We start from the raw sequence: 22,524 nt of genomic DNA, 5'->3' as shown, positions 1-22,524 counted from the left end.
ATTATTTCTTGTTGTAAGCCGTCAGGATGTCCATCAGCGTGATCGACGAATCCTCCATATCGTTCACGAGCGAGTCGATCTTCGAAACGATATAGTTGTAGAACAACTGAAGAATAACCGCAGCGATAAGACCCATGAGGGTCGTCAACAGAGCGACCTTGATACCGCCTGCAACCAGCGTCGGGCTGATGTCGCCGGCAGCCTGGATGGCGTCGAACGCGCCGATCATACCTACGACGGTACCCATGAAGCCCAGCATCGGCGCGAGGGCGATGAACAGACCGATCCACGAAAGACCCGACTCCATCTGGCCGGTCTGCACCGAACCGTAGGAAACGACGGCCTTCTCTACGGCGTCCAGACCCTGCTCATAGCGATCCAGACCCTGGTAGTAGATCGAGGCGATCGGGCCGCGGGTGTCGCGGCATACGTCCTTGGCAGCGTCGATGCCACCGGTGTAGAGCGCCTTCTCCACGGCGTCGATGAGTTTCTTCGAGTTGATCGTCGAGAGCGACAGATAGAGGATGCGCTCGATGGCTACGGCCAGACCGATGACCAAGCAGAGCAACACGGGAAGCATCCAGCCCCAACCGCCTTCGAGGAACTTCTGCATCAGCACATGGTGCATGCTCTCGCCTGCGATTTCGGTCTCGGCGACAGCGGTTTCGGCTGCCGTGGCTTCGGCAACGGCGGTCGTCTCCTCAACGGCAGCAGCGGCTTCCGGCTCCTGGGCGAAAGCGCTCACGGTGCCCATGGCGAAGAGGGCTACCGACAGAATCAAAAAAAGTTTTTTCATAGTGGTGTTTGATAATTGATTTGATTGGTTGATCTTATGTGCTTTTCTGTTCTTGTCCTAAAAATTATAAAAACAATCGTTTTTTCTTTGTTTCCATCCGTCTGCATTGTGAATTTGCAGCCCGAAGCCGGTTTCCGGCATGGGGTTCCATACGCAAACCCGAATTCGGAACGATGGGTTCGGAATTCGGCTAAATAGCAGTATTTCAATGCTTTCTCGTGCACCTATTCTTCCGTCTCCGCTTTTTTGCGGGCGGAAAGAATATGTTAGCAGTGCGAAATATATAAAAAAAAATCGTTTTATGCAACGGCCTATATTGTAAATTCTCCTCGCAGAGGTTTGCGCAGCAAGGCGAGCGTCGCTTCCTCGGGGAGTTCCTGTCCGAGTACGTACATCAGTTTGGTAACGGCCGCTTCGGTGGTCATGTCGTGGCCGCACAGCACGCCGGCTTTTTGGAGACGCAGGCCTGTCTCGTAAAGTTCCATCGACACCTTGCCGCCGCCGCACTGCGTGATGTTGAGCACGATCGTACCGCGTCGGATGGCGTCGTGCAGCGCGCGGATAAACCATTCGCTCGTGGGAGCGTTGCCGGCGCCGAAAGTCTCCAGTACGACGGCTCGCACGCCGGGCGCCGAAAGCATCGAGCGCAGGATTTCCTCGTTGAGGCCCGGAAAGAGTTTGAGGACGACTATGCCGTCGGCCAGGTGCTCGGCGATGTGCAATTCGGCGTTCGCGTCGGAAACGGTTCCGGATGCAATTTCGGGGTGCAGGATGGCCGGGAAGTTATAGGCGATGTTGACGCCAACCTCGGCCAGGGGCGGATAGTTGTAGGAGCGGAACGCGTTGAGCGCCTCGGCGCTACGCTTGGTGGTGCGGTTGGCGCGGAACAGCCGGTTCTGGAAGTAGAGCGATACCTCGGGTACTGCGGGACGTCCGCCGATCTTGGTGCCGGCGATTTCGATCGCCGTGATGAGGTTTTCGCGGCCGTCGGTGCGCAGCACGCCGATGGGAATCTGGCTCCCTGTGAAGACCACGGGTTTGGCGAGGTTCTCGAACAGGAAACTCAACGCCGAGGCCGTATAGGACATGGTGTCGGTGCCGTGCAGCACGACGAAGCCGTCGTAACGGGCATAGTTGTCGCGGATGAGCTTCGCCAGGGCGATCCAGTTGTCCGGGGTCACATTGGACGAATCGATCACAGGCGACATGGTTCGCACGTCGATGTCGATGTTGAGCCGCTTGAGCGAGGGAAACTCGTCGTAGATAGCGCTGAAGTCGAACGGCACCAAGGCGCCGGTTTCGGCATCGGTCTTCATGCCGATCGTGCCGCCGGTGTAGATGATGAGGATCGAGGATTTAGAGGTGTCCATTTCGGGATTCATCGTTGGTTTGTCGTTTGCTCGGATTGAACATGCGTTCGGCGTTGGCGGAGGTTGCCGCGGCAACGATTGCGGGTGTCGTGCCCTGCAACTCCGCTATCTTGGCGCAGATGTGCTCCACGTAGGCCGGTTCGTTGCGCTCGCCGCGATGGGGCGCCGGGGTCAGGTAGGGAGAGTCGGTTTCCAGCACCAGATCGGCGAGATCCATTTCCCGCACGGTGTCGGCCAGCCGGCTTTTTTTGAACGTGACGACTCCGCCGATGCCGAAAAGGAAATCGCCGCAGGATTTGAGCCTTTCGTAGGTCGCGGCATCTTCGCTGAACGCGTGGAACACGCCCCGCAGGCCGCTGCCGCGGAACTCCTCGATAATGGCGATCATTTCGGGCCAGGCGTTGCGTGTATGCACGGCGACGGGCAGATGCTGTTCGACGGCCAGAAGGCACTGGCGGCGAAAGGCCTCGGTCTGCTCGTCGCGGAAGTCGGACGACCAGTAGAAATCCAGTCCGATTTCGCCCACGGCGCAAAAATGCGCGACGCCCTCGGGCGGATTCTTGAGGAGTCGTTCGACGAGGTGCAACTCCTCGCGCCAATGCGGATTGTTGTTGACCGACGTGGGGTGCAGCCCCATCATCGGGAAGCATCGGTCGGGATGGCGCCGGCAGAGGTCGAACAACCGCTCGTGGCTCTGCGAGTCGATGGCCGGGAGCAGGAGTTTCCCGACACCGGCATCGACGGCTCGGGCAAGCGTCTCCTCGCGGTCGGCGTCGAACTCGGGTTCGTAGAGGTGGGAATGGGTGTCGATCAAAAACATTTTCGGCGGATTCACGAATACAAAATTAGGAAAAAATCCGAAAGGCGCATTGCGGGGTCATAATTTCATGTATCGGTTGCCGGGCAACTGCCGCAGAGCGCCTGCCAGCTCCAGTCCGAGCAGCAGCGCGGCCAGCTCGCCGGGGTCGAGTCCCGTTATTTCCCGGAGCGTCTCGACCGACAGCGGGTCGGACGTGCGGAAGCAGCCCAGAAGCCCGGCTTCGTCGGGGGTAAGGGCCGGGGTGTCGGCCTTGGGACGGAGAGCGGCCGGTTCGGGTTCCAGGTCCCAACCCATTTCTATGATGATGTCTTCGGCCGAAAGCACGAGCTGGGCTTTGCGGTTGCGGATCAAGCGGTTGGTGCCGGACGACGAACGGTCGGTGGCGCGGCCCGGCGTGGCGACGACGGTGCGGTTGTACCCGTCGGCGAAGTGGGCCGTAAGGAGCGATCCGCCGCTCTCGGGCGACTCGACGACCCATGTGCCGGCACTCAAGGCGGCGATGATTCGGTTGCGGGCGGTGTAGGCGGTGCCGTTCTGGCGGGTCTGGCTGTGCAGCTCGGTAACGAGGGCGCCGCCGTGATCGAGCATATCGCGGGCAAGGGCTGAATGTTGGGTAGGCATGATTCCGGGCAACGGGCATGGCAATACGGCGACGGTGGGAACCTGGGCGGCCAAAGCAGCGCGGTGGGCGGCCGCGTCGATGCCGAATGCCAGGCCGCTGACGACAACAAGGCGGGGAACCCGTTCGGACAGGCGTTCGACGAGTTTGTGGCACATGGTCTGGCCGTAAGGTGTGGCCTCGCGGGTGCCGACGATCGAGAGTGTGCGTGCTGCGAGTATCTTTGGGTCGCCCATCACGTAGATGACGTGGGGATAGTCCGGGATTTCGCGCAACAGGGCCGGATAGTCGGGGTCGGTGGAAGCGATGGCTGCGATGTTGTGCTTGCGGCAGTATTTCAGCTCTTTTTCTGCGGCGGAGAATCCCGTGTGCCGAACGATCTGCCGGGCCGGTTCGGGGCGCAGTTCCGCATGGCCGATCAATTCTGCTTCCGTTGCTTCGAAAATCCGCGCGGCCGTCCCGAACCATTCCAACAGATGAACCGCTCCTTTCACTCCGATTCCTGGGGTCATCTGCAAGGCGATGTCTTCGATGGTCATGCGTGCGCTTTTTGAAAGTTATACATACAAAGGTATGATTTTCTGCGCGACTTCGCCAATCGGAGATGCGGATTTAATAAGCGGAAACTGAAATATGTTTCGAAATCGAGTAAATTCATCGGAAGTTTTGCGATTTTCAGAAATGTTCGTATATTTGCAGACCCGATGTGCAACGGAACTTGTCGAGGCGGGGTTGAGGAGCGGGTTTTCCCTGTGGAAACGTCTCCCCCCCCCGCAATTGCCCGAATCCCTTTTTTCCGGTCGCATGAAGGTTTTTGGTCTGATGGCCGAGTGGCTAGGCAAAGGTCTGCAAAACCTTGTACAGCGGTTCGAATCCGCTTCAGACCTCGAAGAAAGGCTTTTAAGTAAATGCATTAGCAGCTTAAAAGCCTTTCTTTTTTGTGATAAAATGGGGGCGGAAGTATGCAAAGATTATGAAGTCAAGACTTGCGTAAATCGTTATCCTTTTGAATTCTACCTTCCTATGTGTATTTTTGTAGTGTCAACTCCAAGTGGAGTATGTGGGAAAATAATGGTTGTCTTATGAAAGTAGTTTTCGACTCGAACGTTTTTGATGATATTGTTACCGGAAAGATAGATATAAACATGCTTATTCAAAATGGGTTAGAAGTTTATATTACTCATTTGCAGGTGGACGAAATAAATGAGTGCCCAGACGCAGAAAAACGGGCGCGGTTGTTCAATTCGATGACAGAGTTGAGGCCTCATAAAGTTCCGACAGAATCTTTTTGTGTCGGTATCTCAAGAATCGGTAGTGCAAAGATCAATGATGGCAGCGGTTTGATACAAAAGCTGGAAGCTGGCAATTCGAACAATGCTCATGATGCTCTGATTGGCGAAACTGCCATTAAAAATAGTTTAACATTGATAACCAATGATAAAAAATTCAAAAATAGAGTGGTCGAACTTGGTGGAATGGCCTTGACAACAGAAGAATTGTTGATTCGGATGAATATTTAAAGGTATAAAAAGTGGCTTGTGTTTTTCAATATCAAGTAAACAACTATGGAATACTGAATCGATGAAAATTCGTTTATCGGGAATTCGGTAAAATATAACGAATTGACATACAAATCTTTTTTCAGACATCGAACTCTTGATTTACTGTTTGCAGTAAATCAAGAGTTTTTTTGCTGGTCTATATACTTTAATACCTTTGGTAATGGTAAAATAATATTTTCTATAAAGAGGGTAGGTGTTTTTTAGAGGGGCTTTTTGGGGATTTGATTGAAAATCATTATTTTTGACAAAATTAAACTACTAACTTAAATATGGAACTTTACCAGCATTTAGGATTTAATCGGAATCCATTTTCCACCTATTCCGCAGAGGAGGAATCAGATTTTCTTGGTAATATCTATATTAATCCTAAATATTTCAGCTCATTAAAATCCGATATTGCTAATGGGCATAGTCGTTTTATTTTAGGCGCAAGGGGTATTGGTAAAACAGCTCTTTTGTCGCAATTAAAATCGACGTTAGAATCAGAAGGTATTTTTTCAATAATTATTGATACTTTTGATAATATACCTATAAGTAATAATGGGGCTGAAATAGTTAGGCTTATTGTAGAGTGTTTAATAAAATATTATTGCATAGAACTTAGTCGAAATCCCAAACAACTTCATAAGTTAAATAAAATACAAAAAGAAAAATTATCTTTTATCATCGAAGAGTTCTTCATTACACTTAGTTCGATGGAATACAATGAGTTAAAGGATAAAACAAACATATATCGTCGAAAAAATTTTCTTAAGCAGATTTATAATAGATTTTTTAATAAACCTATTAATTTTATAATATCTGGTTGTATGGAAATAGCAGCCGATGCTGTCAAAAAATCGCTTGGTTTGCCGGATATTGATAAAGAGCGATTTTATAAAAATTATTTGCCCGAGTTTGCAATAGAATCTATGGGGCGGTATGATGGGAGTTTAAATTATAAATCCTATAAATTGATCTTGTCGGATTTTGTGGAAATAATAAAATCGAGCGGATTTGCTAATGTTGTTATCTTTTTTGATAAGATAGATGAATATACAAGACTGAATAACAATATCAGTTTAGTTGCAGGATTTTTGGAAGATATTTTAAAGGATACTACAGTCTTGATGAATAGTTCATACTCTATAGTGTTCAGTATTTGGGATGCAATTAAACCTGAGTTGACAGATAGAGGAGTGCGTTTCGACAAGATAAAACCGAATGATATTACTTGGTCGAATGAAGATATTAGGGCGATAATAGAAAAAAGAATAAAGTATTTTAGCAAGGGACAAGTGACATTAGATTCCTTAATTAAAGACAAGGAAATTATAGAGGAGGTAATTAATTTATCCAATCACTCTCCAAGATATATTTTCCGCTTGCTTTCGTATATTTATGATTGTCAATCTGAAATCAATCAAAGTTCAGATTCTTTCGAAATAGAAGCGATCCAAAAAGGGGAAAATATTTATTGTTCATCCTTTGATTGGTATGCAATCTATCCTACACGCACTTCTGGTAAGGTAAATATTATTACTAATATTAATCGTTTGTTAAAGATTGGAAAACCGCAAATTAAAACGAATGATTATGTCAGTGCTTATAAAGTCAGTACGCCTACGGCTATTTCATACATTCAAATAGCATTAAATTATAATCTGATCAAGGAATTGCCAGAAACAGAAGGCGGTGCAAAATTGTACACGATAATAGATCCTGTAGTTAATCATTTGATACGAATCGGTATACCGGAATTACAAAAGTAAATGTTATTTCGTTCTTAACTGATTTTAGAATCTTGCTTGATAAACACAGCAAATAGTAATTACTGTTTGCTGTGTTTATATGTGATTGGCAAGGAGTGGTGGGGGAAATAAATTTGGGATTGGGCGGAGTTTCGGTTACTTTTGCAAAGTAAAGATCGAATGATATGAATCTGACGAAATTTTCCCGGCGTGCGACATGCGAAGTTCGGATCGGAGGTTCGAATCTCGCGGCGGGGCGGCCGGAGGCCCGAACCGATGTTGCCGGTGTTGCGGGGTGCGGGGTGCGGATCGGCGGAGGGAATCCTGTGGCGGTGCAGTCGATGACCAATGCCGACACCAACGATACCGAGGCTTGCGTGGCCCAGATCCGCCGCATCGTGGCGGCGGGCGGCCATATCGTACGGTTGACGGCGCAGGGGCGTCGGGAGGCCGAAAATCTGCAAAATATAGCCCGCTGCGTGCGCGAGGAGGGGATCGAAGCCGTGTTGGTCGCCGATATCCATTTTCTGCCCGAAGCGGCGGCCGTGGCGGCGCAGTATGTCGACAAGGTCAGGATCAACCCTGGGAATTATCGTACCGATCACGGCGAGTTGGAGACGCTCATCGAGCAGTGCCGCCGCCGGGGCGTCGCCTTGCGGATCGGCGTCAACCACGGGTCGTTGGCCAAGCGCGTTTTCGACCGTTGGGGCGATACGCCGCAGGGCATGGTCGTGTCGGCCATGGAGTTTTTGCGCGTTTGCCAGCGCATGGAGTTCGACCAGGTCGTCGTGTCGATGAAGTCGAGCAATACCCGCGTGATGGTAACCGCCTATCGGTTGTTAGTCGAGGCCATGGAGGCCGAGGGGATGCGTTATCCGATCCATGTCGGGGTAACCGAGGCCGGCAACGGGTTGGAGGGGCGTATCAAAAGCGCCGTCGGGATCGGAGCTTTGCTGGCCGACGGCATCGGCGATACGATCCGCGTCTCGTTGACCGAGGCTCCTGAGAACGAAATCCCCGTGGCGCAGTTGTTGGCGGATCATTTCGCCGCGCGGCCCGGAGAGTTCGAGGTGCGTCATCCCGAGCGTTACGCGCCCACGGAATTCCGGCGGCGCAGCCGGGTGGCCGTGCCGATCGTGCACGACGAGCCGATGGAGGGTTTTCGCGTGATCGAAGCTCTCTCGGGCAATCCCACGGCCGAGTTGCGTGCTGCGATCCTCGATCTGGAGCAGCCTGACGAGCCGGTCGTGGTCAAGCGGCGCTATGATGACCCGGCGTTGGAGACCGTGGCGGTAAAGGCTGCGGCCGATTTGGGCCTGTTGCTGCTCGACGGGCTGGCCGACGGCATCTGGATCGATGCGCCGGGGCATGATCCGGCAGTTGTCCGCGAGGTGGAGTTGATGATTTTGCAGGCTGCGCGCGTGCGGTTTTCGCATACCGAGTATATCGCTTGCCCCTCGTGCGGCCGGACGCTCTACGACATCGAACGCACGTTGGGCGTCATCAAGGCCCGCACGTCGCATCTCAAGAACCTGAAGATCGGTGTCATGGGGTGCATCGTCAACGGCCCCGGCGAAATGGCCGATGCCGATTACGGCTATGTAGGTGCCGGGCCGGGGCGCATTACCCTTTATCGGGGCCGCGAGGTCGTGGCGTGCAACATCCCCCAGGACGAGGCGTTGGATCGATTGATCGAGGTCATCAAGGCCGACGGAAAATGGGTGGATGCGGACGGCCGCGCGCCGCAGTCGAAATTTGCGCTCGGATAGCGCGGCGATCGTTTCGTATTATGGATGCCAAGATTCTTCTTCCGTGCAGTTATCTGCCCTCCGTCGATTATTTCGCATGCCTTGTCCACAGGTCGTGCGTGGTCGATTTGGGCGAACATTTCGTCAAACGTTCGGAGCGCAACCGCGCACGTATTCTGGCGGCTGACGGTGTGATGGATCTCACGGCCCATGTCGCCCATGCCGACCGGCCCCGCCAGCCGATGCGTGACGTGCGGCTCGACTATTCGAAGCGCTGGCAGCACCAGCATTGGGGGGCCTTGGTCGCCTCTTACAAGGCGTCGCCCTATTTCGATTATTTTGCCGATGCGTTGGCGCCGTTCTACCAGGAGCGGTTCAGGTTTCTTGTCGATTTCAACTTGCGTTTGCTCGAAACGCTTTGTACGTTGGTGCGCGTGCCGATGCCCGAGGTCAGCCAGCAGTATGTCGAGGCCGGCCCGGGCGATGCCGATCTGCGGCCCAAACATGCGAAAGGCCCGGCGGTCGTCGCCGAGCCTTATGTCCAGGTCTTCGCAGACCGGCAGTCTTTCCAGCCTAATTTGTCTTTTGTTGACTTGTTGTTCGCGGAGGGGCCGGGAAGCCTTTTGTTTTTGAAACGTTGCCGACTTGAATAGTCATGCTGTCGTGCAGTTTGCCTGCGGTCGCTTTCACATGGACGCGGCCTTGCAGCTCCACGGTGTCCGAACGATATTGGCAGGGTGCGTATTCGTTGAGCGCCACCGTGTCGCCGTTGACCAGCAGCAGGGGCGTTCCTGCGGATGAGTAGAGGTGGAACGACTGTTGCGGCATGTTGCGGCGATATTGGCGTTTGCCGGTAATGTGCAGCGTGGGCGTCGTCTTGTTCCACAGCGCCTTGTAGAGGTGGTAGGCATCCTTGCGGGTGCGGCGGTCGAGGGTCGCCAGGCCCATGCCGTTGACGCCGTAGGGGCGGCGCGCCGAGCCGTAGTCGAACATGTTCTCGATCCAGATTCCCCAGAAAAGCGAGTCGTTTTGCAGGCTGCGGGCGTATTCTTCGTGGAAGAGCGTCTGACGTTCTTCGGGCATGCGGTTGTGGCTCGGGTCGGGCTGCGCCGTGTAGCTTTCGTGGCCGACGAATCCCGCACCGCCGTATTCGATGGCCGAATGCAGGTGCGACCACTTCTCCTGAAGCCGCTCGTACCATAGGGCCAGATCGTCGGTCTTGCCTCTGCTCCAGCCTACGTCCTGCCGCCAGACGATCAGATCGGTCACGAAGTTGATGTTGCCGTTCTGGTCGCTCACAGCTACCGTCGGACGCGAGGAGTCGAGCGTGCGGGCCGCTTCGTGCAGGCGGCGGATGTAGGGCGTGGCGTCGTCGCCCCGCGTCCAGAGCCGCGAAAAGATGCCCCACATGATTACCGAGGGGTGGTTGAGGTGTTGGGCCACGATTTCCCGCAGCTGCTCCATACCGTTCTGTTCGAATTGCGGTGTGGCGAAGTAGGCCGCATCGCTCAAGAAAGGCGCCCGGTGCAGCGGCACGTCGATCCATGCCAGCATGCCTTGTTCGTCGCAGCGGTCATAGAGGTATTGCGGATGGGGCATCACGGCCGAGCGCAGTGCGTTGGCCCCCAGATCCCGGATTTCTTGCAGGTCGTTGTCGTGGTCGGAAGGCCGGAGCGTGCCGCCCGAGATGGCGTTGTCGTGGTAGAGCACTACGCCGCGCAGTTTGGTGGCGGTGCCATTGAGCAGCAGTCCGTCGGTCTGTGCGGCTTGGATGGTGCGGAACCCTGTGCGGACGGTTACCCGGTCGCTCTTTCCGTTGTCCGAAACGGTTGCCGTGATGGTGTAGAGCGCCGGATGGCGGGGACTCCACAGCATGGGCGAGGCGATCGAGTAGGCGATCCGCAGCGGCTTGCCGTCGAGTTTGGCGTGGATGCGCTTGGACATTACCTTGCGGCCGTCGGGCGCCGTGATGTCTATGGTCAGCGGTGCCGTATTGCTGCTGCTTTTCGAGGTCAGATGGACTTCGATTTCCCCTTCGGCCTTTTCTTCGTTGGCAGTGCGCTGATGCACCAGCACGCCGTCTGTGCCCAAGTAGAGCGGCGAAACGGCGGTTTGTGCGGTAACGATGAGTTCGGCTTCGCGGTAAAGGCCGCCGTAGAGATTCATGTCGGTCGAGGTGGGCAGCACGTCGTTGCGCGAGGCGTTGCTCACAACCATAAGCAGGGCGTTGTCGGTGCCGAAGCGGAGTTTGTTCGTGATTTCGAACGTGAAAGCCGTGGCCCCGCCGCGGTGGCTGCCGGCATGGCATCCGTTGACGAAGAGGTCAGCGACGCTCTGGGCACCATAGAAACGGACGAAGATGCGTTTGTTCGCCCATTCGGCGGGCACATACATGTTGTTGCGGTAGTTGCCCGTGGTTTCGAGCAGCACGCCCTCGCGTGCCGGGTCGGTGTTCCAGGAGTGGGGCAGGGTAACATAGCGGGCATTGTCGCTGCTGGTCTCCGATTTGAAGAAGAATCGCCAGCCCTCGTTCAGCGGAAAGACTTGGCGCGCCCGGGACGGCATCCAGAGGGCAAGCAGCAGGCAAAGGACAAGATATCGTTTCATAGCGGAATAGTTTAGCAATGCGGGCCGAATCCGGTATCGGATGTTTCCGAGTTGCGTACGGATACGGTCGGTTTTCTGCAAAGATAGCGCAAGCCGAACACAATGCAAATTTATTTGAACATTGTTGAGGCGAAGCCTCTCTTCTGCAAAGATAGCGCAAGGTAAGCGCAAAACCAAACGGAGGTCGTATTTTGGGGTTGGCAACCTCTTTTTTGCAAAGATCGCTTCAAGGAATCCTGGCGCCTTTCTGTTTTTCAGAAAAAATACCTATCTTCGCATAATAAACGGTTACAACAGATGAAATACAATCGGATCCTTCTGAAGTTGAGCGGCGAATCGTTGCAGGGCGGACAGAATTACGGCCTTTCGCCCGAGGTGTTGCAGTCTTATGCCGAGCAGATCAAGGCAGCCGCAGCCACCGGCGTGCAGATCGGCATCGTCATCGGCGGGGGGAATATTTTCCGTGGCATGACCGGTGCCAAGCGAGGTTTCGACCGCGTGAAGGGCGACCAGATGGGCATGCTGGCGACGATCATCAATTCGCTGGCTTTGCAGTCGGCCCTGGAGGATAACGGCGTGCGGGCCAAGGTGCTTACCTCGATCCGCATGGAGCCTATAGGCGAGTATTTCTCCAAGGCGCGGGCCATCGAGTATCTGGAGGCCGGTTATGTCGTCATCATCGGCGGCGGGACGTCGAATCCCTATTTCACGACCGATTCGGCATCGGCCTTGCGCGGCATCGAAATCGAGGCCGACGTGCTGCTCAAGGGCACGCGGGTCGACGGTGTTTATACGGCCGATCCGGAGAAAGATCCCGCGGCAGTGAAGTTCCCCGAAATCACGTTCGAGGAGGTGCTCGACCGGCGGCTCAAGGTCATGGATCTGACGGCTTTCACGCTCTGCCGCGAAAACGGTCTGGAGATCGTCGTTTTCGACATGGACACCCCCGGCAACCTGGGCCGGGTGCTGGCCGGAGAGGCGATCGGCACGCTGGTAAAGATGCAGAACGAATAGGTAATGGATCATTTGTGTTTTTTCAATTTTATGGCTACCAAAAAAAGCAATAAGCAGCTTGCGGTTTTGTTGGCATTGATCGCAGCGATCTTCGTCGCACTTCTGTTGTTGCCCGGTTGCGACGGGCGCGCAAAAAAGGGTGCAGCGGACGAGGCGGAGGCAGCCACGTTGGTTAAGGCCGGCGATTCGGCGCCCGATTTTACCGTGGCGATGTTCGACGGAGGGCATACGACCCTCTCCGACTTGCGGGGTAAGGTAGTGTTGCTCAATTTCTGGGCGACGTGGTGTCCGCCGTGCCGGCAGGAACTGGCCCGCGTCCAGACCGATTTGATCGACCGTTTCGCCGGGCGCGATTTCGTCTTTCTGCCCGTCTCGCGCGGCGAGAGCCGCGAGGAGGTGGCCGCGTTCCGCGAAAAGGCGGGGTATGCTTTCCCCATGGGCCTCGATCCGCAGCGGAAAGCCTACGACCGGTACGCTTCGAATTTCATCCCGCGCAATTTCTTGATCGGCCGCGACGGCAAGGTAATCTTGGCGACGGTGGGTTACGAGTCGGAGGAGTTCGACGCATTGTTGCAGGCCGTCGAGACGGCGCTCGAAGCAGGAAACACTTCTGCGGAATAGGATTCGTTTGCAATTCAATCACACAACTATGGATACCAAAACCATTCTCAACGATGCTTCGGCCCGCATGCAGAAAGCCATCGACCACCTCGAAGAGGAACTGCTGAACGTTCGGGCCGGCAAAGCCACGCCCAACGTGCTCAACGGCGTGATGGTCGACTATTTCGGTTCGCAGGTGCCGGTTTCGGGTGCGGCAAGCGTCACGGTGCCCGATGCCAAGACCATCCTGATCCAGCCGTGGGACAAGAACATGATCCGTACCATCGAGAAGGCGATCGTCGATTCGAATATCGGTCTTACTCCTTCGAATAACGGCGAGCAGATCCGGCTGTCGATTCCCCCGCTGACCGAGGATCGCCGCAAGGAGCTGGTCAAGCAGGTGCGCTCCGAGGCCGAGACGGCCCGCATCAGTCTGCGCAATGCCCGCCGCGATGCGGTCGAGGCGTTCAAGAAAGCGCTGAAGGAGGGTATGCCCGAGGACGAGTCCAAGGACGGAGAAACCCAGTCGCAGAAACTTCTGGAGAAGTTTACCAAAGTGCTCGACGAACTGCTCAACAAGAAGGAAAAAGAAATTATGACGGTATAAGATTTACCGGCTTTCTTTCGGGGACGGGCGGAATGTAAAGATTCCGCTCATTTTCATACTGCTGCCTCTGCCATGAAAAAATACGCCGCACTGCTGCTCCTGTTTTTGTCCGCCTTTGCCGATGCAGGTGCCCAAGGTTATGTCAAGATTAACGGATTATATGCCTTAGCCGGCGTGGTCAATCCGGCTGTGGAGTTCGCCATATCGCCCAAGTCGACATTGCAGACCGATATTGTCGTATCGCCTTGGAAGTCGATCCGAGGCAAGCACATGACTTTCGCCATCTTCATGGGAGAATACCGGCGCTATTTCAAGCAGCACAACCGCGGGCTGTATTTGGGCGCCAACCTCGGAATGATGGCTTTCGACATGTCGAAACCCTATCTGGAGGGAGGACGAATCAAGCTGGAAGACCGATACAGCAAGGGTTACGGCATGATGGTCGGCTTGTGCGTGGGCTATGAATACCAGTTTCGCGAACGTTGGCTGATCGACGCGTTCTTCGGCTGGGCCTGGATGGACAGCCACTACAACGGCTACACGCTGGACGGCGAAATCGACATGTATCCCCATCGTCCCGTGCAACCCAAGCATCCCGATCCGTTCAACGGTTCGTCGGAGTGGTATCCCAATAAAATCGGCGTGTCGATCGGCTATCGCATTTTCAAGCCGAAGAAATAAGAGCCGGACTTGCGGATGTCGCCGTCTCTCTTTTGAGGGTTTATAAAAACAGCTCTTTCTACCCGGAGTGCCGGGGGTCAAGGCTCCCGGCAGCGCGGTACGTAGATTCAGCAATCCACTGGCAATATAAGGCATCGAAAGGCTTGTTTCAGCCGGGTTCGACGGTTTTGCCAGTTATCCATCCCAGTCTGTTCCGGGGCTGCCTCTGTCGGCTTCTTCGGGCCATTCATTCCAGCGATTGCTTTTCGCTCCTGCCACGGGCAACCGCAACAACGCGTCGGGAGACTTGACGAACGTCGGCACGTGGGGTGCTTACTGGTCGTCTTCGTCTTATGCTGCGGGCAACATCAACGCGAGCCACTTGGCATTCGGTTCGGGCGAGGTGAACCCGCTGCGCGAAACCAACCGGGCAAACGGTCTCTCCGTGCGCTGCGTCCAAGCATCTACCGGAAGAGCTGTTTTTATTTTCTGCGTTTTTGGGTGCAATATAAAAGGGTGCCCGAACATTCGGGCACCCTTTGCTTGGTCGCATGCGGTTGCTACCGCAGGGGTAGAGGCTATTTAACTTTCGGGCCGGCAGCCACCAGGCTCTTGCCCTCGTCGTTGCCCGTGAACTTCACGAAGTTTTTCACAAAGCGGTTGGCCAGGTCTTCGGCCTTGGTCTCCCACTCCTTGGCATCGGCGTAGGTGTCGCGCGGGTCGAGAATCTTGGGGTCTACGCCCGGCAGCTCGGTCGGTACCTTGAAATCGAAAGTCGGGATCATCTTCGTCGGCGCCTTGTCGATCGAACCGTCGAGTATGGCGTCGATGATGCCGCGCGTATCCTTGATCGAGATGCGCTTGCCCGTGCCGTTCCAGCCCGTGTTCACGAGGTAGGCCGTGGCACCCGACTGCTGCATGCGCTTAACCAGCTCTTCGCCGTACTTGGTGGGGTGGAGCGAGAGGAACGCTGCGCCGAAGCAGGCCGAGAAAGTCGGCGTAGGCTCCGTGATGCCGCGCTCGGTGCCGGCCAGCTTGGCCGTGAAGCCCGAGAGGAAGTAGTATTTCGTCTGTTCGGGGGTCAGAATCGACACGGGAGGCAGTACGCCGAAAGCGTCGGCCGAGAGGAAGATGACCTTCTTGGCGGCGGGAGCCTTCGATACGGGTTTCACGATGTTCTTGATGTGGAAAATCGGGTAGGACACGCGCGTGTTCTCCGTCACGGATTTGTCGGCGAAGTCGATCTCGCCTTTCTTGTTTACCGTCACGTTCTCCAGCAGGGCGTTGCGGCGGATGGCGTTCCAGATGTCGGGTTCGTTCTCCTTCGAGAGGTTGATGACCTTGGCGTAGCAGCCGCCCTCGAAGTTGAATACGCCGTCGTCGTCCCAGCCGTGCTCGTCGTCGCCGATAAGCTGACGCTTCGGGTCGGTCGAAAGGGTGGTCTTGCCCGTACCCGAGAGACCGAAGAATACGGCCGTCTCGCCCTTTTCGTTGGTGTTGGCCGAGCAGTGCATCGAGGCGATGCCCTTGAGAGGCAGCAAGTAGTTCATGTAGGAGAACATGCCCTTCTTCATTTCGCCGCCGTACCAGGTGTTGATGATGACCTGCATCTTCTCCGTCAGGTTGAAGACCACGGCCGTCTCGGAGTTGAGACCCAGTTTCTTGTAGTTCTTTACCTTGGCTTTCGAGGCGTTGAGCACCACGAAGTCAGGTTCGCCGTATTCCTCCAGTTCGGCGTCGGTCGGTCGGATGAACATGTTCTTGACGAAGTGCGCCTGCCAGGCCACCTCCATGATGAAGCGGATCTTCAGACGCGTATTTTCGTTGGCGCCGCAGAACGTGTCGACCACGTAGAGCTTCTTGCCCGACAACTCCTTGCCGGCGATCGTCTTCAGCTCTTTCCACGCTTCTTCGGTCACAGGCTTGTTGTCGTTCTTGTACTCGTCGGAAGTCCACCAGATCGTGTCTTTGGTGGTCTCGTCCATGACGAAGAACTTGTCCTTGGGCGAACGGCCGGTGTAGACGCCCGTCATCACGTTCACGGCGCCCATGTCGGTCAGCTGACCCTTCTCGAAACCTTTCAGGCCCTTCTTGGTCTCTTCGCGGAAGAGTTCGTCGTAAGAGGGATTGTAGACGATCTCTTTCACGTCCGAGATCCCGTACTTCTTCAAATCCAATTTGTCCATAACTAACTTATTTTTGAATTAAACCTCATTCCCTATATTACCCGCCCGCTTTCCCGGTGCTATTGTCTTGCGGATCGCGCGGCGTTGCCTGCGTTGTTTCCGGTTCTGTTTCCGCAGCCTTGAAAATCAAGATTTCTGCATGGGCGGACATATTCTATGTCGGTGCAAAGGTAGAAAAAGTTTCATACTTGTGAAAAAAATAACAACAAAATTAAGAAAAAATTTTATTATTTTTTCGTAGACGCTTATACGCTTCATTCATAGTTCGTTCCAATTGTCATGCCGTTGTACGGAAGAGCGGTTTTTCCCTTTGCGGCAGCGGGATTTCGAGGGCGGATCGGGACCGAGAACGAGGCGGAGAACGGAGACGTGCGGCAGGAGCGGAGGGCGGGCTGAAGCGGGTGCGTGTTGCAGGGGTGGCGAACGGGGCGGAGAGCAAGGGTGTGCGGCAGGCAGGGCGGAGGGGGTGTTGCAGGCGGGGCAAATCGGGATGGATGGGGTGGAATAGGGGGAATGGATCGGAATCTTGTTGCTGAAAGAAAAAAGCGGGTGCATGTGTGCCGGATTCTGAAAAAAATGGTTATATTTGATAGATATGGCCGGACTTTATTTTCATATCCCGTTTTGCAAGCGGATCTGCGCCTATTGCGATTTCTATAAGAGCGCCGATTTGCGGCGCATGGACGACGTATTGGCGGCCATGCACGACGAACTCGAACGGCAGTGCGGCTACCTGGGCGGCGAACCTGTCTGCACCCGTTATTTCGGCGGCGGTACGCCATCGCTCTGTACGCCGCAGCAGATCGGGGAGCTGCTGGAGTATGCCGCCGGCCTTTTCGACTGTACGGCCGTCGAGGAGACGACCCTCGAAGCCAATCCCGACGACCTGGATCAACAATATCTCGACGCCCTGCGCCGTTGGGGTGTCGATCGGCTTTCGATCGGCGTGCAGTCGTTCGACGACGCATGTCTGCGGTTGATGAACCGCCGCCATACGGCCGCGCAGGCCGTCGAGGCGGTGCGGGCGGCCAGGAGGGCAGGATTCGACAACATCGCCGTCGATGTGATGTTCGGCGTTCCCGGTTTCGGGGGCGATGCGTTGAGGCGGTCGCTGGACGCAGTGTTGGAGCTGGAGGCAGAGCATGTTTCGGCATATCATTTGACCATCGAACCCAATACGGCGTTCGGCCGTCGGGCGGCCCAGGGTAAGTTCGCGCCCGTCGACGAGCGGATCAGCGAGGAGGAGTTCATGATCGTGCACCGCACGCTCACGGCGGCCGGTTACGAACATTACGAGGTCTCGAACTATGCGCTGCCCGGGCGCCGGGCGCGTCACAACGCCGCTTATTGGCAGGGCGTGAAATACCTTGGCATAGGCCCTGCCGCCCATTCCTACAATGGTCGCGAACGGCATTGGAATGCGGCGTCGGTCGACCGTTATCTGGCCGGCGAAGCCCCCGGGTGCGAGACGCTTACCGACCGCGATCGTTTCAACGAGTATGTGATGACGCGTCTGCGTACGGCGGAGGGGATCGACCTGGGCGAGGCCGGGAGACTTTTCGGCGTGCGGCGCCTCGAAAGACTGGAGGAGGAGGCCGGCCGGATGGTGCGAACGGGGGCGTTGATCGCCGCCGACGCCCGGATCGCTGTTCCGCCCGAGCGGTTTCTGCTCTCCGATGCAGTGATCGGAGCGCTTTTCGAGGCATGACGCAGTGTTAAGTTATTATTAAATTTTTTAAAGAACTACACCCCGGCAGGGGCCTGCAATGGCTCCGGAAGGGTGTCGGAGGGGATGGCCGGAAGCCGGATTCTTTGCTTTATATAAATATATGTGCTAATTTTGCGACTGGTTTTTTGCCTTATATTGTGTAAATTATAATTCTGGATAATTATGAACAATTCAAAACTGACCCCTGACTATCTGTTCGAAGTGAGTTGGGAGGTGTGCAACAAGGTCGGCGGCATCCATACCGTCGTTTCGACCAAGGCGCAGACCGCTCTCCGCAAGTTCGGCGATCGTTATCTGCTTATCGGCCCCGATCTTTCGCACGAGGGTGTGAACCCTGAATTCGAGGAGGACATGAATCTGCTCCGGAGCTGGCGCCAGAGCGTTTACAGCGAGGGCATCCGCATTCGCGTGGGCCGCTGGAAGATCAAGGGCGAGCCGATCGCCATTCTGATCGACTTTACTTCGCTTTTCTCCAGCAAGGACGATATTCTGAAGAAACTTTGGGAGGACTACCATGTCGATTCGATTTCGGGTCAGTGGGATTATATCGAGCCGGTGTTGTTCGGTTATGCTGCCGGCCGGGTAATCGCGTCCTATGTCGATACGTTCTGCAATGCCACGGAGAAAGTCGCCGCCCACTTCCACGAGTGGATGACGGCTGCCGGCGGTCTCTACCTGCGCCGCAACGCCCCCTACGTGGCCACGCTCTTTACCACGCACGCCACCGTCATGGGCCGCTGCATCGCCGGCAACCGCCTGCCGCTCTACAACGACCTGACGAAGTTCAACGCCGACGAGTTGGCCCGCCAGTTCAACGTGATGGCCAAACATTCGATCGAGAAGATGGCTGCGACCTACCACGATGCGTTCCTTACCGTGAGCGACATCACGGCCAACGAGTGCAAATACTTGCTCAGCCGCGAACCCGACTGCATCACGCCCAACGGTTTCGAGAACGATTTCGTCTGGACGGGCGACGAGTACGAGGTCAAGCGTGCCGAGGCCCGCAAGACCATGATCGAGGTCGCCGAGGCTTGTCTGGGCACCCGATTCTCGACCGATCCGCTGATCGTCGGCACCAGCGGCCGCTACGAGTTCCGCAACAAGGGTCTCGACGTCTTCCTGGAGTCGCTCAAGACGTTGGCCGCATCGGAGGGTCTCGACCGCGAGGTGTTGGTCTACATCACTGTGCCGGCCGGCAACCGGGGGCCGCGCCGCGACTTGCAGGCCCATCTGGCCGATCCGTCGCAGCCTATCGACGGCGGACAATACAAGTTCTCGACGCACTACCTTGAAAACCAGGCCGGCGATCCGATCGTCAATGCCCTGAACGGCTCGGTGCTCGCAACCGCCGATTCGAAGGTCAAGGTAATCTTCGTGCCGACCTACCTCAACTGCAACGACGGCATCTTCGGCAAGGACTATTACGAGTTGCTCGTCGGCATGGATGTGACGGTCTTCCCGTCGTACTACGAGCCGTGGGGCTATACGCCGCTGGAGTCGGTGGCTTTCTCCGTGCCGACGATTACCACCACGCTGGCCGGCTTCGGCCTCTGGGTCGACAAACAGCCCGAGCATGACGGTGTGGAGGTAATCCGCCGTGACGACTACAACGACAGCGAGGTTGTGGCCGGCATCGCCGATGCACTGCTCCGCTTCTGCAAGCTCGACGACAAGGAGGTGGCCAAGACGCGCCGGTCGGCCCTCGAAATCTCCAAATCGGCCCTCTGGGAGCATCTCTACGCCGCCTACGAGAACGCCTACGCCGAAGCGCTCGAAAGTTCCATCACCCGCACCAACCGCGCCGTGCTCGACGACGGCGGCTCGCGCAACGAGCAGATCAACTTCGTGCGTCAGCAGCTTTTCGTCGAGAAACCCAACTGGAACCGCATGATGGTCGACAAGACCCTGCCTTCGCGCCTGCATGCGTTGGAGGAGTTGTCGCGCAACCTGTGGTGGTGCTGGAATCCCGGCGCCCGCGACCTGTTCGAGAATATCGACCCCGTGCTGTGGATGGAGTGCGAGCGCAATCCCATTGCGTTCCTCGACAAGTTGAGCTTGGAGCGGCTCCGGCAGCTGGAACAGGACTCGGAGTTCCTCGCCCAGCTCGATGCCGTGCATGCCCAGTTCCATGATTATATGAACGAGAAGCCCGATCCCAAGACCACGACGGTTTCCTACTTCTCGATGGAATATGGTCTGCACTCGTCGCTCAAGATCTATTCGGGCGGCCTGGGCATCCTGGCCGGCGACTACCTCAAGGAGGCTTCGGACAAGAACGTGCCGATGGCCGCCGTGGGTCTGTTGTACCGCTACGGTTACTTTACCCAGCGTCTCTCGGCCCAGGGTGCGCAGGAGGCCACCTACGAGGCGCAGAACTTCTACAAGCTGCCTATCTCGCCCGTGCGCGACGAAGAGGGCAACTGGCTGACCATTACGATCGCTTTCCCCGGCCGCACGCTGCACGCCCGTGTCTGGAAGTGCCAGGTGGGCCGTACCGATCTGTTCCTTCTGGACACCGATTTCGAGGACAACCTCGAAGAAGATCGTCAGATTACCCACTACCTCTACGGCGGCGACTGGGAGAACCGCCTCAAGCAGGAGATTCTGCTGGGCATCGGCGGTATCCGCGCCCTGCGCAAGCTGGGAATCAAGCACCAGGTGTTCCACTGCAACGAGGGACATGCCGCCTTCATCGGCATCGAGCGCATCCGCGAGTTGGTCAACCACAAGAAACTCTCGTTCTCCGAAGCACTGGAGGTAATCCGTTCATCGTCGCTTTTCACGACGCATACTCCCGTGCCGGCCGGTCACGACGCTTTCCCCGAGCAGATGATCCGTCAGTACATGTCGCATTATCCCGATGTGCTGGGCATCACATGGGAGCAGTATATCAACCTCGGCAAGACCAACCCCAACGATCCCAACGAGAAGTTCTCGATGTCCGTTCTGGCCTGCAACCTCTCGCAGGAGGTCAACGGCGTGTCGTGGCTCCACGGCGAGGTGTCGAAAGACATCTTGGGCAACATGTGGCCCGGCTACTTCAAGAACGAGCTGCACATCGGCTACGTGACCAACGGCGTGCACTTCCCGACCTGGATCGCCACGTCGCTGCGACGTCTCTATGCCCGTTACTTTGGCGATGGCTTCGAAGGCCACGTCTATGATATTCCTGCATGGCAGAAGGTGCACAATATTCCCGACGAGGAGTTGTGGAATGAGCGCATGAATTTGAAGAACCGCCTCATCAAGCACATCCGCCGTCGTTTCAGCGACCCCAATCAGGTGCGTCTCGACTCGCCGCGCCAGATGATCCAGATCATCGAGGGCATCAAGCCCGACGTGCTGACCATCGGCTTCGCGCGCCGTTTCGCCACTTACAAGCGCGCCTATCTGCTCTTCACGAACCTCGACCGTCTGGCTGCCATCGTCAACAACAAGGAGCGTCCCGTGCAGTTCATCTTCGCCGGCAAGGCCCATCCCAACGACAAGCCGGGCCAGGACCTCATCAAGCGCATCGTCGAGGTGTCGGCCATGCCGCAGTTCGTGGGCAAGATTCTTTTCTTGCAGAACTACGACATGGAGCTGGCGCGCCGCATGGTGCAGGGCGTCGACGTATGGCTCAACACTCCCACGCGTCCGCTGGAGGCGTCGGGTACGTCGGGCGAAAAGTGCGTGATGAACGGCGTCATGCAGTTCTCCGTGCTCGACGGCTGGTGGGTCGAGGGCTACAAGGAGGGCGCTGGCTGGATGCTCCCCATGGAACGCACTTTCGCCGACCAGCACTACCAGGACGAGCTCGACGCCGAGATGATCTACAACACCATCGAGGAGCAGATCGCCCCGCTCTACTACCAGCGCGAACAGGACGGCATCCCCCACGCGTGGGTGGCTTCGGTCAAGCGCTGCGTGGCCGACATCGCCTCCAACTTCACAACCAACCGCATGCTTACCGACTACGAGGAGCGTTTCTACAACAAGCTCGCAGCGCGCAAGCAGCAGATCGTCGAAGGCGGTTATAAGCTGGCGCGCGAGATCGCGGCTTGGAAGCGCAAGGTTTCCGCAGCCTGGGATCAGGTGCGCGTGGTCGACGTGCAGCGTGTGAAGATCGAACGCGAAGCCGTCTATGTGGGCGAGAAATACCATTTCGAAGTCAAGCTCGACATCGCCAACCTGCGTCCGGAGGATCTGGGTGTGGAGATGGTCATCGCACGGCAGATCGTCGGCGGCGAAGGGGTCAACGTGGCCCGTACCGTAGGGCTGGAGTGTTCGAAGGTCGAGGGCAAGATCGTGACCTACACGTTGGACTATACGCCCGACGCTACCGGTACGTTCGATGTGGCGCTGCGAGTTTTCCCGCGCAACGAGCATCTGCCCCACCGCATGGACTTCGCCCTGGTCAAATGGGCTTAACCTTGTGAAAACGACGCCGGCGGAGGGTGCGTTCCGTCCGTCGGCGTTGTTCAGAGATGCCCA

16 protein-coding genes and 1 tRNA gene are annotated in these 22,524 nt (G+C 56.0%); 11 read left to right on the top strand and 6 right to left on the bottom strand.

The window, feature by feature from the left end; all coding sequences use genetic code 11:
* Position 1: 1 nt before the first annotated feature.
* From QZ298_RS04925 to dprA, 4 genes are all read right to left on the bottom strand, one after another.
* Positions 2-796 carry a MotA/TolQ/ExbB proton channel family protein gene (locus QZ298_RS04925; protein ID WP_296006056.1) on the bottom strand — a complete coding sequence of 265 codons (795 nt, stop codon included), beginning with the start codon at positions 794-796 and terminating at the stop codon, positions 2-4.
* 311 nt (positions 797-1,107) lie between these two features.
* A complete protein-coding gene (locus QZ298_RS04920) occupies positions 1,108-2,178 on the bottom strand; it encodes an asparaginase (RefSeq protein WP_296006052.1) in 1,071 nt (356 codons plus the stop codon).
* A complete protein-coding gene (locus QZ298_RS04915) occupies positions 2,153-2,986 on the bottom strand; it encodes a TatD family hydrolase (protein WP_296006050.1) in 834 nt (277 codons plus the stop codon). Before QZ298_RS04915 ends, QZ298_RS04920 begins: the two co-directional genes overlap by 26 nt.
* A 57-nt stretch (positions 2,987-3,043) precedes the next feature.
* Positions 3,044-4,144: a DNA-processing protein DprA gene (gene dprA, locus QZ298_RS04910; RefSeq protein WP_296006047.1), complete on the bottom strand. Its 1,101-nt coding sequence runs from the start codon at positions 4,142-4,144 to the stop codon at positions 3,044-3,046.
* Positions 4,145-4,421: 277 nt separating this feature from the next.
* On the opposite strand from dprA, the gene QZ298_RS04905 reads away from it, so the two are divergent.
* The 5 genes from QZ298_RS04905 (at position 4,422) to QZ298_RS04885 (ending at position 9,298) form a co-directional block, all read left to right on the top strand.
* Positions 4,422-4,492: transfer RNA gene (locus QZ298_RS04905), tRNA-Cys, on the top strand.
* Between the two features lie 195 nt (positions 4,493-4,687).
* On the top strand, positions 4,688-5,125 hold the full coding sequence (locus QZ298_RS04900) for a hypothetical protein (RefSeq protein ID WP_296006045.1): 438 nt from the start codon (positions 4,688-4,690) through the stop codon (positions 5,123-5,125).
* A 311-nt stretch (positions 5,126-5,436) separates the two neighbouring features.
* Positions 5,437-6,918 carry a hypothetical protein gene (locus QZ298_RS04895; protein ID WP_296006042.1) on the top strand — a complete coding sequence of 494 codons (1,482 nt, stop codon included), beginning with the start codon at positions 5,437-5,439 and terminating at the stop codon, positions 6,916-6,918.
* A 164-nt stretch (positions 6,919-7,082) separates the two neighbouring features.
* Positions 7,083-8,666: a (E)-4-hydroxy-3-methylbut-2-enyl-diphosphate synthase gene (ispG, locus tag QZ298_RS04890; protein WP_296006040.1), complete on the top strand. Its 1,584-nt coding sequence runs from the start codon at positions 7,083-7,085 to the stop codon at positions 8,664-8,666.
* A 20-nt stretch (positions 8,667-8,686) separates the two neighbouring features.
* Positions 8,687-9,298 (top strand): WbqC family protein, encoded by a 612-nt coding sequence (locus QZ298_RS04885; RefSeq protein WP_296006037.1) that lies wholly within the window; start codon positions 8,687-8,689, stop codon positions 9,296-9,298.
* Here QZ298_RS04885 and QZ298_RS04880 read toward each other — a convergent pair.
* Positions 9,219-11,252 (bottom strand): glycoside hydrolase family 2 protein, encoded by a 2,034-nt coding sequence (locus tag QZ298_RS04880; protein ID WP_296006035.1) that lies wholly within the window; start codon positions 11,250-11,252, stop codon positions 9,219-9,221. The genes QZ298_RS04885 and QZ298_RS04880 overlap by 80 nt on opposite strands.
* A gap of 297 nt (positions 11,253-11,549) precedes the next feature.
* On the opposite strand from QZ298_RS04880, the gene pyrH reads away from it, so the two are divergent.
* The 4 genes from pyrH (at position 11,550) to QZ298_RS04860 (ending at position 14,154) form a co-directional block, all read left to right on the top strand.
* On the top strand, positions 11,550-12,266 hold the full coding sequence (gene pyrH, locus QZ298_RS04875) for a UMP kinase (protein WP_296006033.1): 717 nt from the start codon (positions 11,550-11,552) through the stop codon (positions 12,264-12,266).
* 30 nt (positions 12,267-12,296) lie between these two features.
* Positions 12,297-12,887 (top strand): TlpA disulfide reductase family protein, encoded by a 591-nt coding sequence (locus QZ298_RS04870; RefSeq protein WP_296006031.1) that lies wholly within the window; start codon positions 12,297-12,299, stop codon positions 12,885-12,887.
* Positions 12,888-12,915: 28 nt separating this feature from the next.
* The gene (gene frr / locus QZ298_RS04865; RefSeq protein WP_296006029.1) at positions 12,916-13,473 is read left to right on the top strand and encodes a ribosome recycling factor; all 558 of its coding nucleotides are present in this window, start codon (positions 12,916-12,918) and stop codon (positions 13,471-13,473) included.
* A gap of 72 nt (positions 13,474-13,545) precedes the next feature.
* A complete protein-coding gene (locus tag QZ298_RS04860) occupies positions 13,546-14,154 on the top strand; it encodes a DUF3575 domain-containing protein (RefSeq protein ID WP_296006026.1) in 609 nt (202 codons plus the stop codon).
* A 557-nt stretch (positions 14,155-14,711) separates the two neighbouring features.
* Here QZ298_RS04860 and pckA read toward each other — a convergent pair.
* A complete protein-coding gene (pckA, locus tag QZ298_RS04855) occupies positions 14,712-16,319 on the bottom strand; it encodes a phosphoenolpyruvate carboxykinase (ATP) (protein WP_296006023.1) in 1,608 nt (535 codons plus the stop codon).
* A 595-nt stretch (positions 16,320-16,914) separates the two neighbouring features.
* Between pckA and hemW the strand changes: the two genes are divergently transcribed.
* Both hemW and glgP read left to right on the top strand, forming a co-directional pair.
* Positions 16,915-18,027, top strand: coding sequence for a radical SAM family heme chaperone HemW (gene hemW, locus QZ298_RS04850; RefSeq protein ID WP_296006020.1), 1,113 nt, complete (start codon positions 16,915-16,917; stop codon positions 18,025-18,027).
* 183 nt (positions 18,028-18,210) lie between these two features.
* A complete protein-coding gene (gene glgP / locus QZ298_RS04845) occupies positions 18,211-22,461 on the top strand; it encodes an alpha-glucan family phosphorylase (protein ID WP_296006017.1) in 4,251 nt (1,416 codons plus the stop codon).
* Positions 22,462-22,524 lie beyond the last annotated feature (63 nt).

Origin of the sequence: uncultured Alistipes sp., from assembly GCF_910580175.1 — a bacterium.
Classification (GTDB): domain Bacteria; phylum Bacteroidota; class Bacteroidia; order Bacteroidales; family Rikenellaceae; genus Alistipes.
The sequence above is the reverse complement of the archived record's forward strand: the minus strand, read 5'-3'. Positions and strand labels throughout refer to the sequence as shown.